Annotated in this window: 12 protein-coding genes; 7 read left to right on the plus strand and 5 right to left on the minus strand. The window is 33.8% G+C overall.

From position 1 onward, the window contains the following. Positions 1-45: 45 nt before the first annotated feature. Both M9897_09585 and M9897_09590 read right to left on the minus strand, forming a co-directional pair. Positions 46-1,500, minus strand: coding sequence for a T9SS type A sorting domain-containing protein (locus tag M9897_09585; GenBank protein MCO5269133.1), 1,455 nt, complete (start codon positions 1,498-1,500; stop codon positions 46-48). A 69-nt stretch (positions 1,501-1,569) separates the two neighbouring features. Then, positions 1,570-2,856: a mechanosensitive ion channel family protein gene (locus tag M9897_09590; GenBank protein ID MCO5269134.1), complete on the minus strand. Its 1,287-nt coding sequence runs from the start codon at positions 2,854-2,856 to the stop codon at positions 1,570-1,572. 33 nt (positions 2,857-2,889) lie between these two features. Between M9897_09590 and M9897_09595 the strand changes: the two genes are divergently transcribed. After that, complete coding sequence (locus tag M9897_09595) at positions 2,890-3,447, plus strand: CPBP family intramembrane metalloprotease (protein ID MCO5269135.1); 558 nt, start codon at positions 2,890-2,892, stop codon at positions 3,445-3,447. 42 nt (positions 3,448-3,489) lie between these two features. Here M9897_09595 and msrA read toward each other — a convergent pair whose 3' ends face one another. Next, positions 3,490-4,017, minus strand: coding sequence for a peptide-methionine (S)-S-oxide reductase MsrA (gene msrA, locus M9897_09600; protein MCO5269136.1), 528 nt, complete (start codon positions 4,015-4,017; stop codon positions 3,490-3,492). 7 nt (positions 4,018-4,024) lie between these two features. Further along, the gene (locus M9897_09605) at positions 4,025-5,305 is read right to left on the minus strand and encodes a tetratricopeptide repeat protein (GenBank protein ID MCO5269137.1); all 1,281 of its coding nucleotides are present in this window, start codon (positions 5,303-5,305) and stop codon (positions 4,025-4,027) included. Between the two features lie 467 nt (positions 5,306-5,772). Here M9897_09605 and pruA point away from each other — a divergent pair, with 467 nt between their 5' ends. The 6 genes from pruA (at position 5,773) to odhB (ending at position 14,902) form a co-directional block, all read left to right on the plus strand. After that, positions 5,773-7,401, plus strand: coding sequence for an L-glutamate gamma-semialdehyde dehydrogenase (pruA, locus tag M9897_09610; protein MCO5269138.1), 1,629 nt, complete (start codon positions 5,773-5,775; stop codon positions 7,399-7,401). A 93-nt stretch (positions 7,402-7,494) separates the two neighbouring features. Continuing rightward, the gene (gene kbl, locus M9897_09615) at positions 7,495-8,685 is read left to right on the plus strand and encodes a glycine C-acetyltransferase (protein ID MCO5269139.1); all 1,191 of its coding nucleotides are present in this window, start codon (positions 7,495-7,497) and stop codon (positions 8,683-8,685) included. A 45-nt stretch (positions 8,686-8,730) separates the two neighbouring features. Continuing rightward, positions 8,731-10,068 carry a HAMP domain-containing histidine kinase gene (locus M9897_09620; protein MCO5269140.1) on the plus strand — a complete coding sequence of 446 codons (1,338 nt, stop codon included), beginning with the start codon at positions 8,731-8,733 and terminating at the stop codon, positions 10,066-10,068. Further along, on the plus strand, positions 10,065-10,748 hold the full coding sequence (locus tag M9897_09625; protein MCO5269141.1) for a response regulator transcription factor: 684 nt from the start codon (positions 10,065-10,067) through the stop codon (positions 10,746-10,748). Before M9897_09620 ends, M9897_09625 begins: the two co-directional genes overlap by 4 nt. A gap of 136 nt (positions 10,749-10,884) precedes the next feature. Beyond that, positions 10,885-13,614 carry a 2-oxoglutarate dehydrogenase E1 component gene (locus M9897_09630; protein MCO5269142.1) on the plus strand — a complete coding sequence of 910 codons (2,730 nt, stop codon included), beginning with the start codon at positions 10,885-10,887 and terminating at the stop codon, positions 13,612-13,614. 16 nt (positions 13,615-13,630) lie between these two features. Beyond that, positions 13,631-14,902 (plus strand): 2-oxoglutarate dehydrogenase complex dihydrolipoyllysine-residue succinyltransferase, encoded by a 1,272-nt coding sequence (gene odhB / locus M9897_09635; protein ID MCO5269143.1) that lies wholly within the window; start codon positions 13,631-13,633, stop codon positions 14,900-14,902. A 49-nt stretch (positions 14,903-14,951) separates the two neighbouring features. Here odhB and M9897_09640 read toward each other — a convergent pair whose 3' ends face one another. Continuing rightward, on the minus strand, positions 14,952-16,487 hold the full coding sequence (locus M9897_09640; protein MCO5269144.1) for a DUF4836 family protein: 1,536 nt from the start codon (positions 16,485-16,487) through the stop codon (positions 14,952-14,954). Between the last annotated feature and the right edge of the window lies 1 nt (position 16,488).

Genomic DNA, 16,488 nt, shown 5'->3' on the forward strand with positions numbered 1-16,488 from the left:
AAAAAGGGAAGCAAGCTTCCCTTTTAATTTTTTAAGTAGAAAAATTTATTTCCCTACGATGACTTTGTTAAAGTTAACTGTTCCATTTTGAGATGTAACCACTAAAATATAAGTACCATTTTCTAAACTAGAAACATCTATTCCTTTGAAAGAATCATAAGCTGTATTTGCCATTCTTTCTCTTCCATTTAAGTCATAAAGCATCACGCTAGCACCTTGGATATCACCATCTAAGAACACTTTATCCGTAGAAGGATTTGGATAAACTTTATAAGAAGAAGTTACATCTTTATCTAAACCTACAGTTACAGAGTAGTACCCTAAAAAGAAGAAAAGTGTATTTGTAAAAGCAGGTTGAACACAGTCAGCATGAGTCATTCCTGATCCATCATCTAAATCTTCAGCTTTTACATCATCAGTATCCGCACCTAATAAATACATTTCAGCGATAGCTACCTCACTATTTTTATACGGAACCTGATCATCTCCCTTACAGTAAAAAATACGTGTAGGGCTTTCTGGCACCCAGTTATACACATCATTTTGTTCTAATAACTTATTAATAATATAATTTGGTCTATTTGCAATAGAGTCTAAAATATTATCATTCAACATGTGGTAAGCGACCGGAGAACCAAAATATTGAGTCAACGTATCAATGATACGCTCATTCAATTCGGTTAAATAAATATCACCGTCATAATACTTTTGAATATCTGTTACAAATTCTGGCTTGAATACATCTGCAATATCATCAAATGCTTCATAGTATTCATTGAATCCTAACATCGTATTAGGAATATATGCAGGATATTGATAAGCAGAATCCACTAGGATTAAGTCTCTCATTACTCCGGATAAGCTATATGGCCCTGAATTGTATGCCGCAGCAGTCACAAAACTAGCCCCATGTTTATCTTGCATTCCTTTATGGAAAGCAGCAGCAGCATATCCTCCTTGAGAATACCCTGTAATAAATAATTGGTCATTTAATGCTATATCGTTATCAGCTGCCCATGATCTCACTGCTGTCAACATATCTTCAGATGCAGATACTGTCGTATTATAGTGAACGTAGGTTTGGAACCCATTTCCATCCCCCATCCCTACATAATCAGGAAGCAATGAAACAAATCCAACAGACGCAAACACTAAACCTGCTCTACCTTCATCTCCATCAGGAGTTTCTTCGTAACGAGAAGGAACACATGTTTTACAAGCAGAAGTTCCATGTTCATACATTAAGGTTGGATATACTAATCCAGCGCTATCAGGTACCATCAATAAACCAGATAACACATCTGGATTTCCTTTGGCATCTACTGAATTATAAGTTACTTTATAATAGTTAACATTAAATTGAGCAATTGGAATACCGATAATAGTATTAATATCATCAATAGTTGCACGCCCTCTAAAGGATACAGAAACAATTGTTTGGCTATAAGCAATTGAAATACACATTGTTAAAGCAACGATTGGAAGTAAAAGTTTTTTCATAAAAATAGATTTGTTAATAATAGTGTTTAAATTTAACGCTTTTTAAATGAACATTACAACTAATTCCATTTATTTTTTTAATATTCGAATATCTGAACCTGTTGGATCTTGATGAATTTCTAATTCAAAAAAATCTATAATAGCAAAAACATGATCAAAGATATCTGCCATAATTATTTCATATCCTTCCATGTTTTGCAAATCTGAAAAACAATAAATTTCTAAAGGTAAACCTTTGGTAGTAGGAGGTAACTGGCGTACTACTCGCGCCATATCTTCGCGTACACCTTGGTTATTTTTGATATAATATTCAATATACCTTCTAAATAAACCAACATTTGTAGGGCGACGTGCATTAATCTGGTACTCATCTATTAAACCATATTTCTGATTATGCTCTTCTATAGCCTTTCGCTGATTTTCTATAAATTCAGTAAGTATCTTTACTTTGGATAAACGATTAATTAATTTATCGTCTGCAAATTTAATAGAATCAATTTTGATATTAATAGAGCGCTTGATACGTCTCCCATTTGATTCCAACATTCCTCTCCAATTTTTAAAACTATCAGAAATCAGATTATAAGTTGGGATTGTTGTAATGGTTTTGTCCCAGTTTTGCACCTTAACAGTCGTAAGCGTTATTTCTTTCACTTCTCCATCTGCACCAAACTTCTCAATCTCTATCCAATCACCTACTCGCACCATATCATTGATGGAGATTTGAATACTCCCAACAAATCCAAGCAATGTATCTTTAAAGACCAACAATAACACTGCGGTCATTGCTCCCAGGGAGGTAAAGATGAATGTTGGAGATTGGTCTGTTAGTGTGGACAAGAGAATAACAATAAAAATAAATGTAATAATCAATTTCCCAGTCTGAATGTAAGCTCCAATAGGTTTGTCTTTAAAATATGGTTTCTCTTTTAATAAGAGTCCGACAGCATTCAAAAAACGACGAATACTAATTAAAATAACGATAGCTAAGATGATTTCTGTTACTTTATAGGAGCCCTTTAAAACGGTGGGTAAGGAAAAAAAGACTATGGAGAAAAAATAATTTAAAAATAGTAATGGAAATAAATTAGCCAGTATCTTAAAAAATCCTGTTTCAATTAAATAATCATCAAATTTTGTTTTCGATTTTTTTGAAATTGGCTTAATAACCAATAAGAGGATCTTTCTGGCAATAAACCATAAAAGAAAAAATACTACTGCTAAAGCTACTAGCAAACCTAACACCCATAATACTTCATGTTTTTGGAAATCATGATTTCTGATTAATGAACGTATAGAGCTAGATGAACTGATTCCATAAAGACTTTTTATCCAATCTAAAATTATTTCTCTCATAGTTTTTTCTACTTTTATGCAAAAGTATAAAGAATGCATTACAAATCATTATTTTATCTTCTTGGTTGGGTAACTTTAATTGTTTTTCCATTTATTGGATGGTATGGCATATACTATTTCAACAAAACTCCATTCTTAGAAATGCTTGACCTAGAATCTTTTTACAGCCCACTCACTCTAATAGGATTGTTGTTTGGATTCATTTATGCTTTTTTCATTTTATTGGTAACTCAGTTTCCCATCTTCGATGAGATCACTCAAGTTCAGTCCCGTATGATTAAAGAAATAAATCTTAATATCTTTGATATATTATTTATGTCACTATGTGCCGGGATTGGGGAAGAGATTCTCTTTAGGGCAGCTATTCAAAGTTGGTTAGGTCCTCTTATTACTTCCTTTATCTTTATTTTAGTTCATGGGTATTTCAGTGTGCGTGAATGGAAAAGGAATCTATCTGGAATTTTAGTTTTTCCTTTTATTCTTATTATCGCTTATGGATATATCGAGTTCGGATTATGGTTTGGAGTGGCCGCTCATTTTTCGTATGATTTTTTAATATTTTATGCAACAATACGAGACGCTAAATCTTGAATTTAGTATAAAATATTGCAAGGCACGCACGATAATCTATTCCTACTTTTTTCCAAATATCTTCTGAAATTTTTCAACCTTTGGTCGTATAACCATTGCACAATAGGGTTGATCGGGGTTGTTATCAAAATAAGCTTTATGATTTTCTTCGGCAGGATAGTAAGTAGTCAAAGGTCTTATTTCAGTCACAATAGGTTTGTCATAAACCCCTAAATGATTTATACGTTCTTTGTATTTTTCAGTTAACTCCTTTTGCTCTTCGTCATGGTAAAAAACAATAGATTTATATTGCTCTCCTATATCATTCCCTTGTTTGTCTATGGATGTTGGATCATGCATATACCAAAATACCTCTAATAGTTTTTCAAAACTAACAATTGTATCGTCATAAGTAATTCGACTAACCTCAATGTGTCCTGTTCTACCTGAGCAAACTTCCTTGTAAGATGGATTTTTTATATGCCCACCCGCATATCCCGGATGAATAGCAATAACTCCTTCTAAGTTACTAAAAATTGCTTCCGTACACCAAAAACATCCCATCCCAAATGTTGCTTCTTTTAATGCCATACTTATATTACCCTAGATGTTCTTTATTTTTTCTTCTCCTAACGTAAGTCAAGATAAATAGACAGAATAGACCTGCAAGACCTATCCACATCCACTTATTAAAGATAGATTGATAGGCTCCTACCTTTTTTGCAGCCTGAGATTCACGCATATTGGCCATCTCTTCTGTTTCCTGAAGGGACTGTTCATAACTTTCACTCAATAACTCAATGGTTTTATTGGATTGATAAATGTTCATCTCATTTAATACTAATACTATCTTCTCAAATACTTGAATCAAATTCTTGTCCTGCTTGAGTTGTATATATATTTCTTTCATTTGATTCAATGCATCATATTGGATATGGCTATTATTTATACTTTCAGCAACAGTTACAGCCCTTTTATAATTTGCCAAGGCTGAATCTAATTTCTCTAATCCAAAATAATAATCACCTAAATTATAGTACCCTTCAGAAATGAAAAAACGATCCTTATTCTTAATACGATATGCCAAGGCCAATCTAAAATAGGACTCTGCTCGCTCATATTCTTCGGCCACATATTCTGTAATTCCTAGATTTGTATAACCATTTGACACATTTAGGAGGTTTCCGCTAGACAAGCCATTTTCCATACTCAACATGAAATAATCTTTTGCTTTATCAAAATCTTCTAAATCCATATAGAGCTGACCAAGAATTCCGTCAACAAGAGAAAGTTTTTCAGGATCCTTATGCTCCTCATAATACATATTATATTCTATTAATAATTTCTCAGCTTCTTCATATTTCTTTTGTTCAATATAGATACGCGCAATATTTGGGTATGGAAGAAGAATATATTTCTTAATTTTTATTTTCTGGGCAAGGCTCAAACTCCGATTATAAAAAGCCTCTGCTACAGATAATTTACCTTGTAAAAATTGGAGATTTCCCATTTCATTATAAGCTTCAGCCAACAAGGTGTCATTTCCTATCTCTTTATTATAATTTATTACTTTCTCTAATTTCCTCTCCGACTCTTTATATAAATTATTATCTCTTAAGTAACGAGACATCCCTCTGTTTGACATAGAAATTATATCAGGTCTATGCAACTCTAACCCTATTGACTGTAAATCTTTAACATAATATAAGAGGCTGTCTTTATTTTCATTATTAAAATCTGTAAAAAAGTAATAAAATAAAGAGACTTTCTCATTGATGGAAGCTTTCTGATATCGATTCAGATATTCATCCAAAGTTGTTTGAGAGAAAGTTCCTGTTACAATAAAAAAAGAAAGTAATATGAGTAGGGATTTCGTCATGTTTTTTTCTTAAAAGTATTATTATTTTCCCTAAATATATACAGATGTAATTATTTTTTTCAAGGAATTATATGTGAATAAAAATGTTTTTTTTATAATATACTTAATGTCAACCCGTTGTGCATTTGCAAAAAAATAAATAAGATTACTAATTTCAACTGTATATGGATTGCATTTAATTTGTAAAGTTGAAAGCAATAAGAATTATTTAAAAAGATAGCCTCTAAGCCATCAAGGTTTTCGGGGTAACAATTGTAATGGGAGGCTATCGGTCGGCAAAGCCAGCCGCCTTAACCTGAATTTCTCTAAATAGGGTTGACCATTTTATATAACTTCCCTGATTCATATTCATTGCTGATTTTCAACTTTCATACCGATAGCTATCAGTATTCAACTTTCAACTCAATATAATTTGATATATAGAGAATGAATGTTTATTTTTGCATGCAACAAAAAAGAACGTAATTATGACATTCGCACATTTTAAAGTCCCAAAAGCAGCTAACGAGCCTGTTAAAACATATTTACCTAATTCTGCTGAAATCAAATCTCTTTTGAGTAAATACAAAGAGATGCTTTCTCAAAAACCGATTGATGTACCTTTACACATCGGTGGGAAAGAAATCATAACAAAAAATAAAAAAGATATTTGTCCTCCGCACAATCACCAAAAAGTGATTGGTCACGCTAGTATTGGAGAAAAGAAACACGTTGAAGAAGCTATCCAATCCGCATTAAAAGCAAAGGAAAAATGGGCTAACCTTCCTTGGGAAGAAAGAGCAAGTATTTTCCTAAAAGCTGCCGATTTGATGGCAGGCCCATACAGAGATAAGATTAATGCAGCAACAATGTTATGCCAATCTAAAACAGTTTTTCAGGCTGAGATAGACTCTGCATGTGAATTAATCGACTTCTTTCGATTCAATGTGCAATACATGTCTGAAATCTATGCAGAGCAACCTGAATCTTCTCCAGGAATATGGAACCGCATGGAATGGAGACCTTTAGAAGGGTTTGTAGTAGCAATTACTCCGTTTAACTTTACTGCTATTTCTGGTAACCTTCCTTCTACTCCAGCCATGCTCGGAAATGTTGTGATATGGAAACCGGCTGAGACTCAAGTATATTCTGCAAACGTAATCATGGAAATTCTAAAAGAGGCTGGACTTCCAGATGGTGTTATCAATATGATAAACGTACGTGGGAGTATCTTAGGTGATTTAGTATTCTCTCACAAAGAATTTGCAGGACTCCACTTTACAGGATCTACTGAAGTATTCCGTAATTTATGGAAAACAATTGGAGGAAACTTAGATAAATACAGATCTTACCCACGAATAGTGGGTGAAACGGGAGGAAAAGACTTTATTATGGTGCATGCTTCTGCTAATCCATTAGAAGTAGCAACTGCTATTGCAAGAGGTGCGTTTGAATTCCAAGGGCAAAAATGTTCAGCTGCATCTAGAGCCTATATTCCTTCTAACCTATGGAAAGATGTTAAAAAAATGCTTTTAGATCAGGTGAATTCCTTTAAAATAGGAACCCCTGATGATGTTTCCAACTTTATTACAGCTGTTATCAACGAAACAGCATTTGACAAAATCACAACATACATTGATTATGCTAAAAAGCATAAAGATGCTGAAATTATTACAGGTGGAAAATACGATAAATCGGACGGTTATTTCATTGAACCAACTATTATTGTTACAAAAGATCCTCAATTTAAAACAATGGTAGAGGAGATTTTTGGCCCCGTAATGACTATCTATATATATGACGAAAAGAAATATGAAGAAACGCTTGATTTAGTAGATCAAACCTCTGAATATGCATTGACTGGTTCTATCTTAGCTAAAGATAGATATGCCATCAATTTGGCTGTCAGAAAATTAGAGAATGCTGCAGGTAACTTCTACATCAACGATAAACCGACAGGAGCTGTGGTTAGTCAACAGCCATTTGGTGGAGCCAGAGGTTCAGGTACTAACGATAAAGCGGGTGCAAAACTTAATTTATTGCGTTGGGTTTCTGCTCGTTCTATTAAAGAAACATTTAATCCCCCTAAAGATTACAGATATCCATATATGGGGTAATTGGAATGCTATTGAAAGTTTCATTCTGATAGCTATCGGTATGAAAGTGAAAATTAATAAAAGACTAAATTTGTTTGACAAAAAATTAAGACGATGTACGGAAAAATGAAAGATTTTTTAACTCAAGAGTTAAACCAGATAAAAGCAGATGGAATCTACAAAGAAGAACGTGTCATTACAACACCACAAGGAGCTGAAGTAACCGTTAGTACAGGAGATGATGTTGTAATTATGTGTGCTAACAATTATTTGGGATTATCCTCTCATCCTGAAGTAGTTAAAGCTGCTAAAGAAGCTTTAGACACACATGGTTTTGGAATGTCTTCCGTTCGTTTTATATGTGGAACTCAAGATATTCACAAGGAATTAGAAAAGAAGATTGCTAATTTCTACGGGAAAGAAGACACCATTCTCTATGCCGCAGCATTTGATGCAAACGGAGGTGTTTTTGAACCTCTATTTGGAGAGCAAGATGCAATTATTTCTGACGAATTAAACCATGCCTCTATCATTGACGGTATTCGTTTGAGCAAAGCCGTTCGTTATCGCTATAAGCACAGTGACATGGCTGATTTAGAAGAGCAATTGAAAAAAGCAAAAGATCAGCGTTTTAGAATCATTGTTACCGATGGAGTTTTTTCTATGGATGGTGATTTTGCAAAGATGGATCAAATTTGTGATTTAGCTGAAAAATATGATGCACTCGTTATGAGTGATGAATGTCACTCTGCTGGATTTATTGGTAAAACAGGTCGTGGAGTTCCAGAACATTATAACGTTATGGACAGAGTAGATATCATTACTGGGACACTAGGGAAAGCTTTAGGTGGAGCTATGGGAGGTTATATTACTTCCAAAAAAGAAATTATTGCAATGTTACGTCAGCGTTCTCGTCCTTATTTATTTTCAAATTCTCTTGCACCATCTATCGTAGGTGCAGCCATTAAAGTATTCGATTTGTTAAGTAGTAGCACCGAATTAAGAGATAAATTAGAAGAGAATACTAACTATTTCAAGAAAGCAATTATTGATGCTGGATTTGATATTGTAAAAGGAGAATCTGCTATTGTTCCTATTATGTTATATGATGCAGCACTTTCTCAGAAATTTGCCAACAGACTATTAGAGGAAGGTATATATGCTACTGGTTTCTTCTATCCTGTTGTTGCTAAAGGAAAAGCTAGAATCAGAACGCAATTATCAGCAGCTCATACAAAAGCTCATTTAGATAAAGCAATTGCTGCATTTATCAAAGTGGGAAAAGAATTAGATGTTATCAAATAGGCTCTTCACCTATCCTTTCTTTTCATGAAAAGGAGAACCATAAATATGGTGATTTTAATCGGAGTACTCTCGATTATCAGTATTTTATTGGTTCAAGTATTATGGATAAACCGTACGATACGCGCTCAAAAGGATGCTATTATAATACAAGAAAGGCAGGATAGCTTAAATACACGTCAATTTGAAGAATCTGTACGAGTAGCACTACGCAATGTAGTGGAACAAATTAGTACAGCAAACAATATCGAAAACATCGATTTATATGGCTCAGTAAAACAAAAGAGTTCAAATTATTTCTTGGTGGACATCAATGAAAATCTCCATCCTTATTATTTGGAACAATTGTTAAAACGTACCTTCTACCAACACAATATCTATCAAAATTTTCAATATGGTATTTATGATTGTTACAATGACAGTATCATTTATGGAAATCTGATTCAGTTTACGAGAGATTCTCTTTTTGCACCAACTGATAAAGGGATGGGCATTCCTTCTAGTAAAATGGAATGGAAAAAAGATGGACATTATTTTACAGTATATTTCCCTAATATTGAATCAAATCCCCTAGATGATAAATTGATCGCTCTTAGACATCCATGGATATACGTTGGAATTGTAGCTATTCTTTTGCTGATATTTTTTACTATTTCCATTTTTGTAATTATCCGGCAAAAACGAATTTCAGAAATCAAGACTGATTTTGTAAACAACATGACACATGAGTTAAAAACTCCAATATCAACTATAGGTCTATCCAGTGAAATGTTATTACATGCCGATTTTGCTCACGACGCTGAACGTGTAAAAAAATACGCTGAGGTCATTTACAAAGAAAATAAGCGCTTGGAAAAGCAAGTAGAACGTGTACTAAATATGGCTCGGCTTGACCGAAATGATTTGGAATTAAAATTTGAGGATATATCATTACATGGGATTTTACAAGAGATTGCTGAAAATATAAAATTTAATCAAAATCAAAATGATAGTCAAATTGGTCTCTCTTTACAAGCAGAAAATGATATGGTTTATGCCGATCCTATCCATTTGGCTAATATTTTTCTTAATTTAGTAGATAATGCACAAAAATATTGTGAGAAGACTCCTGTAATAAAAATCAGTTCTAAAAATGTTCAAAAAGGTATAGAAATAACCGTTCAAGACAATGGAATAGGCATCTCAGAAGAACAAATTAGTCAAATATTTGATCAATTCTATAGAGTACCTACCGGAAACAAACATGATGTAAAAGGTTTTGGATTAGGGCTTTACTATGTGAAATTAATCGTAGAAAAACATAACGGCAAAATTAACGTTAATAGCAAAATTGGAGAGGGAAGCATATTTACCATTTGGCTCCCAATAATATATAATAAGATATGAGACCCAAAATATTACTTGTAGAAGACGATACTAGCTTAGGATTTATCATTTCGGATCAACTAATCACTTATGGATACCAAGTTGTACTCGCTTCGGATGGCAAAGAAGGCTTGCAACGCTTTAATGAAAATGCTTTTCATCTTTGTATTTTTGACGTAATGATGCCTAAGAAAGATGGTTTTAGTTTAGCGGAGGACATTCGTAAAATCAATAAAGAAATCCCTATTTTATTTCTTTCGGCAAAAAATCAAACAGAAGACAAGGTAAAAGGATTTCATTCGGGAGGAGACGATTATTTGACCAAACCTTTTAGTTCAGAAGAATTAAAAGTTCGCGTACAAGCGTTGCTAAGGCGAGTGAATATTGAAACTGAGAAGAAAGACTCTGAAATTCTCAAGATTAATAAATTTTTGTTTGATGTTCCCAACTATCAATTGAAAGGACCCGACTTTGAAAAGAAACTCACAAAAAAAGAAGCCTTAGTGCTTCAGCTACTCTGCAAATTTCAAAATCAGGTAGTAGATCGAGAATTAGTATTAAATTCAGTGTGGGGAAAAGATGATTATTTTGCGGGAAGAAGTCTAGATGTTTTCATCACTAAATTACGCAAATATCTAGCAAATGACCCTTCAGTCAACATTGAAAACATCCATGGAATAGGGTTCAAATTAACCTATTAATATTCCTTACATATTTTCTTAATCATTTCATTCACATTTCTTCAGTATGTTTTAATGAATATTTTCAGATAAAACTTTCCATTTCATTCAATATAATTATAACTTTGTGTTTCCATTTAAAATGTGAAAAATTAGCATGGATAAAGTATCATATGTCGGTAACGCAGATGTAAATGCGATAGATGAATTGTATAACTCCTATAAAAGAGACTCAAATAGCGTAGATGAGGGGTGGAGAAAATTCTTTGAAGGATTTGAATTTGCTCAAACAAACTACGATGTGGAAGGTGGAGTTCCAGAAAATTTCCAAAAAGAATTAAAGGTAGTTAACCTAATTGAGGGATACAGAAACAGAGGACACTATTTTACAAAGACAAACCCTGTAAGAGATAGAAGAAAGTATGCTCCTACCCTAGCTCTCGAAAATTTTGACTTATCAGAAAATGATTTAGACACCGTTTTCCAAGCAGGTACTCGAATTGGAATTGGTGCAGCTACTCTTAGAGATATTATAAAACATTTAGACGAAGCATATTGCGAAAGTATTGGAATTGAATATACCTATATTCGTAATCCAGAGCGCAAAGAATGGTTCATGAATAAATTAGAAGTAGAAAATAGACCTAAATTTTCTACTGAAGACAAAAAACAACTCCTTAAAAAAGTAAGTGAAGCTAATCTTTTTGAACAATTCTTACAAAAGAAATATGTCGGGCAAAAGCGATTCTCATTAGAGGGAAGTGAATCCTTTATTTCTAGTTTAGATCAAATGATACATGTTGGTGCCAAACTAGGAGTGAAAGAGTTTGTTTTCGGAATGGCTCATAGAGGGCGTTTAAATATTTTAGTTAATATCCTTAATAAAGATTTAACTGGCCTATTCAATGAATTTGAAGGAAAAGAATTTGCAGATATAGAAAGCTTTGACGGAGATGTAAAATACCATTTAGGCTGGCATTCTGTAGCGAAAATAGATGAAAAAGATATTGCACTAACGCTTTCACCAAATCCATCCCACTTAGAAGCAGTTGCTCCGGTAGCGGAAGGTATTACTAGGGCAAAATCTGATAATTATTATACTTCCAAAAATGAAGTAGTTCCTGTTATTATTCATGGAGATGCCTCCATTGCTGGACAAGGTGTAGTATATGAAACCGTACAAATGGCTGAATTAAACGGATTTGGAACGGGAGGGACTATCCATCTAGTTATTAATAACCAAGTTGGATTTACAACAAATTATTTAGATGGAAGATCAAGTACTTATTGTACAGACATTGCCAAAATTATAAACGCTCCCGTATTTCATGTAAATGGAGATGATATTGAGGCAGTAGCACAAACCTTTATTATTGCAATTGAATACAGACAAAAATTTAATAAAGATATTTTCATAGATCTTCTTTCATACAGAAAATATGGACATAATGAAGGAGACGAACCAAAATTTACACAACCTAATCTGTACAAATCAATAGCTAAACACCCTGACCCTAGAGAAATCTACAAAAGACAGTTAATTGAAGAAGGAACTATTGATGAAGCATATTATAAGAAACTTGAGGGAGAGATTGAAGGAAAATTAGATGCAGCCTATGAAGCAGCTAAAAATGAGGGGCAAGCTGTTATTAAGAGTTATGTGCAAGATTTATGGGAAGGATACAGTCAAGCAAATGATGAGAAAGATTTGCTAGCTCCAGTAGATACTAAATTCCCGAAAAAGAAGCTGATAGAACTTGCCAAAAAAGTTTCTACATTACCTACCGATAAAAGCATTTTTAGAAAAATTTCCAAACTCTTTGATGATCGTCTCGCTATGATTGAAAGAGATGAAATGGACTGGGGAATGGGCGAAATGTTGGCTTGTGCAACGCTATTAACAGAAGGTTACCCTATCCGTTTGACAGGGCAGGATGTGGAAAGGGGAACTTTCTCCCATCGCCACGCAGTAGTTACAACAGAAGATACCGAAGAGAAAATTATACCATTGAATTTACTCGAAAAAGGACAGGCGAGATATAGTATCTACAACTCTTTATTATCTGAATATGCTGTATTAGGATATGAATATGGATATTCTGTAACAACGCCAAAAGGGTTAACTATTTGGGAAGCTCAGTTTGGCGATTTTATGAATGGCGCTCAAATTATTTTCGATCAGTTTATAACTGCAGGAGAAGATAAATGGAATGTTCAGTCAGGATTAGTAGTTTTATTACCTCATGGATATGAAGGACAAGGATCTGAACACTCTTCAGGTCGTATGGAGCGTTTCCTACAGAGTTGTGGCGATTTAAACATTCAAGTGATTAATGCAACAACACCTGCAAACTATTTCCATGCGTTGAGAAGACAAATGAAACGTAATTTTAGAAAGCCTTTGATTATATTCTCACCTAAGATGTTATTACGCCATCCAAAAGCAGTTTCTTCTATGGAGGATTTTGCAAATGGACAATTTGAATACGTAGTAGATGATCCTAGAAATGTACACAAAACAGCATCTGTAGTTGTTTTATGTTCAGGAAAGGTATATTATGATTTCTTAGATGCTGCAGCAAGTAGAGGAATTACTGACGAAGTAGCTTTTGTTCGTGTAGAGCAATTGTACCCACTACCTAAGCAAGAAATCGACGCTATCTTAGCTAAGTATAAAAAAGCAGAACATATCATTTGGGGACAAGAAGAACCTGAAAATATGGGCGCTTGGACGCATATGGCTATGAATTTACGTCATATCAATCTACAATGTGTTGCCATTCCTGCATCTGCTTCACCAGCAACAGGATCTAAAGCAATCCACTTAAAGAGATTGAAGAATTTACATGAAAAATTATTTAGTTACGTAGGTGTAACTGCCAAATAAATAAATTGAAGAAAAGATGTCAGTTTTAGAAATGAAAGTACCTAGCCCAGGGGAATCTATCTCAGAAGTAGAGATAGCACAGTGGCTAGTTTCCGATGGAGATTATGTAGAAAAAGACCAAGCAATTGCTGAAGTTGATTCCGATAAAGCAACACTCGAATTACCTGCAGAAGAATCAGGAATTATCACCTTGAAAGCTGCTGAAGGGGATACCGTGAAAATTGGCGCTGTCGTTTGTTTAATTGACACTTCTGCAAAAGCTCCAGAGAAAAAAGAAACTCCTAAAGAAGTGAAAAAGGAAGAACCTGTAGCTGATAAAAAAGAAGAAAAAGTTGCAGATAAAGCTCCAGACGCACGTATTGAACCAGTAAATGTAACACCAGCAAAAGATTCTTATGCTTCTGGATCAGCCTCTCCTGCAGCAGCCAAAATGATGCGTGAAAATAACATCTCTAAAGTTACAGGAAGCGGAAAAGATGGACGTGTCACAAAACAAGATGTAATTAATGCTATGTCTAATGGTTTTGATACATCTGCTGCAAATGGTTGGGGAGGCACCCGAAATAAAGATGAGCAAAAAATGTCTATGCTTCGTCGTAAAGTAGCTGAACGTTTAGTTTCTGTAAAAAATGAAACTGCTATGTTAACTACTTTTAATGAAGTAGATATGAAGCCTATTATGGATTTACGTGAAAAGTATAAAAAGACTTTCGCTGAACATCACGAAGTAAATCTTGGATTTATGTCTTTCTTCACAAAGGCAGTAACAGAAGCTTTACATCTATTCCCAGCCGTAAATGCCCAGATCGATGGACAGAATATGATTATGCACGACTATGCTGATGTTGGTATAGCAGTATCTTCTCCCAAAGGATTAATGGTACCTGTTGTGCGAAACGCAGAAGTTATGTCTTTAGCAGAGATTGAAAAAGAAATTAAGCGTTTGGCCATTAAAGCACGAGATGGAAAGATTACTCCAGACGAGATGACTGGTGGAACATTTACAATCACCAATGGCGGAGTATTTGGTTCTATGATGTCAACACCAATTATTAATCCTCCCCAATCTGCAATTTTAGGAATGCACAATATTGTTGAGCGTCCAGTTGCTATTAATGGACAAGTTGTTATACGCCCTATGATGTATTTAGCTCTTTCTTATGACCATAGAATCATTGATGGTAAAGAATCAGTTAGTTTCCTTGTGAAAGTAAAAGAAATGCTTGAAAACCCTGAAAGAATGCTGTTTGGAGGAAGAGATCCTTACGAAATTTTATTAGGCTTATAATATTCTAATATCATTCTAAGAGACTGCCAAAAGGCAGTCTTTTTTTTGATTAAAATTCATAGGAAGACATATTTACTATACCTCTTTCCAATTTATCTTTAAGTTGTTTGAGTGAATTCTCCTTTTTATTTTTAAACTGAATCTTTATTTCCATCTTTCTACTATTCATATTCAGGGTAACAATATCAACAATAGGTGTAAGCACATTAAATGCGGGATATCCTAGATAATTAAATTCTTTTCCATCTTCAGTAGGTTTAAAATAAAAGGAAATTGGTTGTGCCCCAAATTCTGAAAGTTGATTCACATCCATCTTACCAACTTCAAAAGTCTTTTGCCCCCCTATTTTATCTTGAATTAATAAGAAATTCTCTTCTACTTTTAAGATACTCTCCTCTCCCATTCCATAAAAATTGTCTCCATAATTCTGCAATTTATTACCTTTTGCCAATGAGCCAATTAAGTCATGAATATTTTGTTTTTCTGTTCCCAAACCAACGTAATATCTTGTTAAGGATTCTTCTCCATTTTCTTTAGATAATTCAGGAGATAAATTCATTGACATTCCAAAAACACCGTCCCAAATCGTTGTAAGTTTACCCTTAGCTATGGATTCTATTAAAGCTCCTTTATCTCCATACGATCTATAGAACATTTGTAAGCCTGACTTCAGTTGTTCTTTTTCCATTAAATGTGATTCTATGAAATTTTCAATCGCCACAACATCAACAGAACATGTGAATGCACTACTTGGGGTGTTAGGTCCCAAATAATTGATGATACTAGCATTTTTCTTAGAAAAGATTTGATCCAAATGTTTTTGCACATCCCCATTCATAAAAACTAATTCAGATTGAATGCTTATTTCCCCATCATTAAATTGAACAGTAGTCACACCTTGTGTAATTTTGATTTTTTCAAGAAAATCACTGTACTTTGTTGTGGCAAATGGCAAATCGGAATGAGTTAGATATTGAAATACATTGATAATAGGGCTTGCAACTATAAGATCTGCTTTCTTACTAAGTACTTCCTCAAATTCTTTCTTAGAAGCTCCTTTTTCAATAGTTGCAAAAGTTTGTATAATTTCTCCTTCTAAGTTTGACCCCGACTCGTCGTATGCTATTACTCCTATATCATCTGTAAATCCGATACTTAATCCATTATTTCCATATAAAAATAGATTTGATTTTTCATTACGCATTAACCCTAAATCTTCTAATACATGCGCCAAAGCATCTTTATCTTTCACGGCAAAAAAGAACGTACTGTTATTTGGGATATCTACTTCATTTTGCACATCTGATATGGCAAAATAAATGGGTTTACTAACATCTATTGCAGACTCAATGGCTGTTAACTTATTTTGAATAAAAGCACCAACTCCTGGAATATCCTGTAATTCAGATTGATTCTTGATATGCAAATAGTCTATATATCCATAATACAATAAATCATCTGTAGAACTCAGATATGAAAGCACACTCTCTTTTAGTTCAGCTTTACCTATTTTCGGACCACAAGCTACAACGATAAAACAAACTACAAAAAGGAGAGAAAATAATTTTATACGAGATCTTTTCATT

It is taken from the genome of Brumimicrobium sp. (assembly GCA_023957385.1).
In the GTDB taxonomy this organism is placed as follows: Bacteria; Bacteroidota; Bacteroidia; order Flavobacteriales_D; family Crocinitomicaceae; genus Brumimicrobium.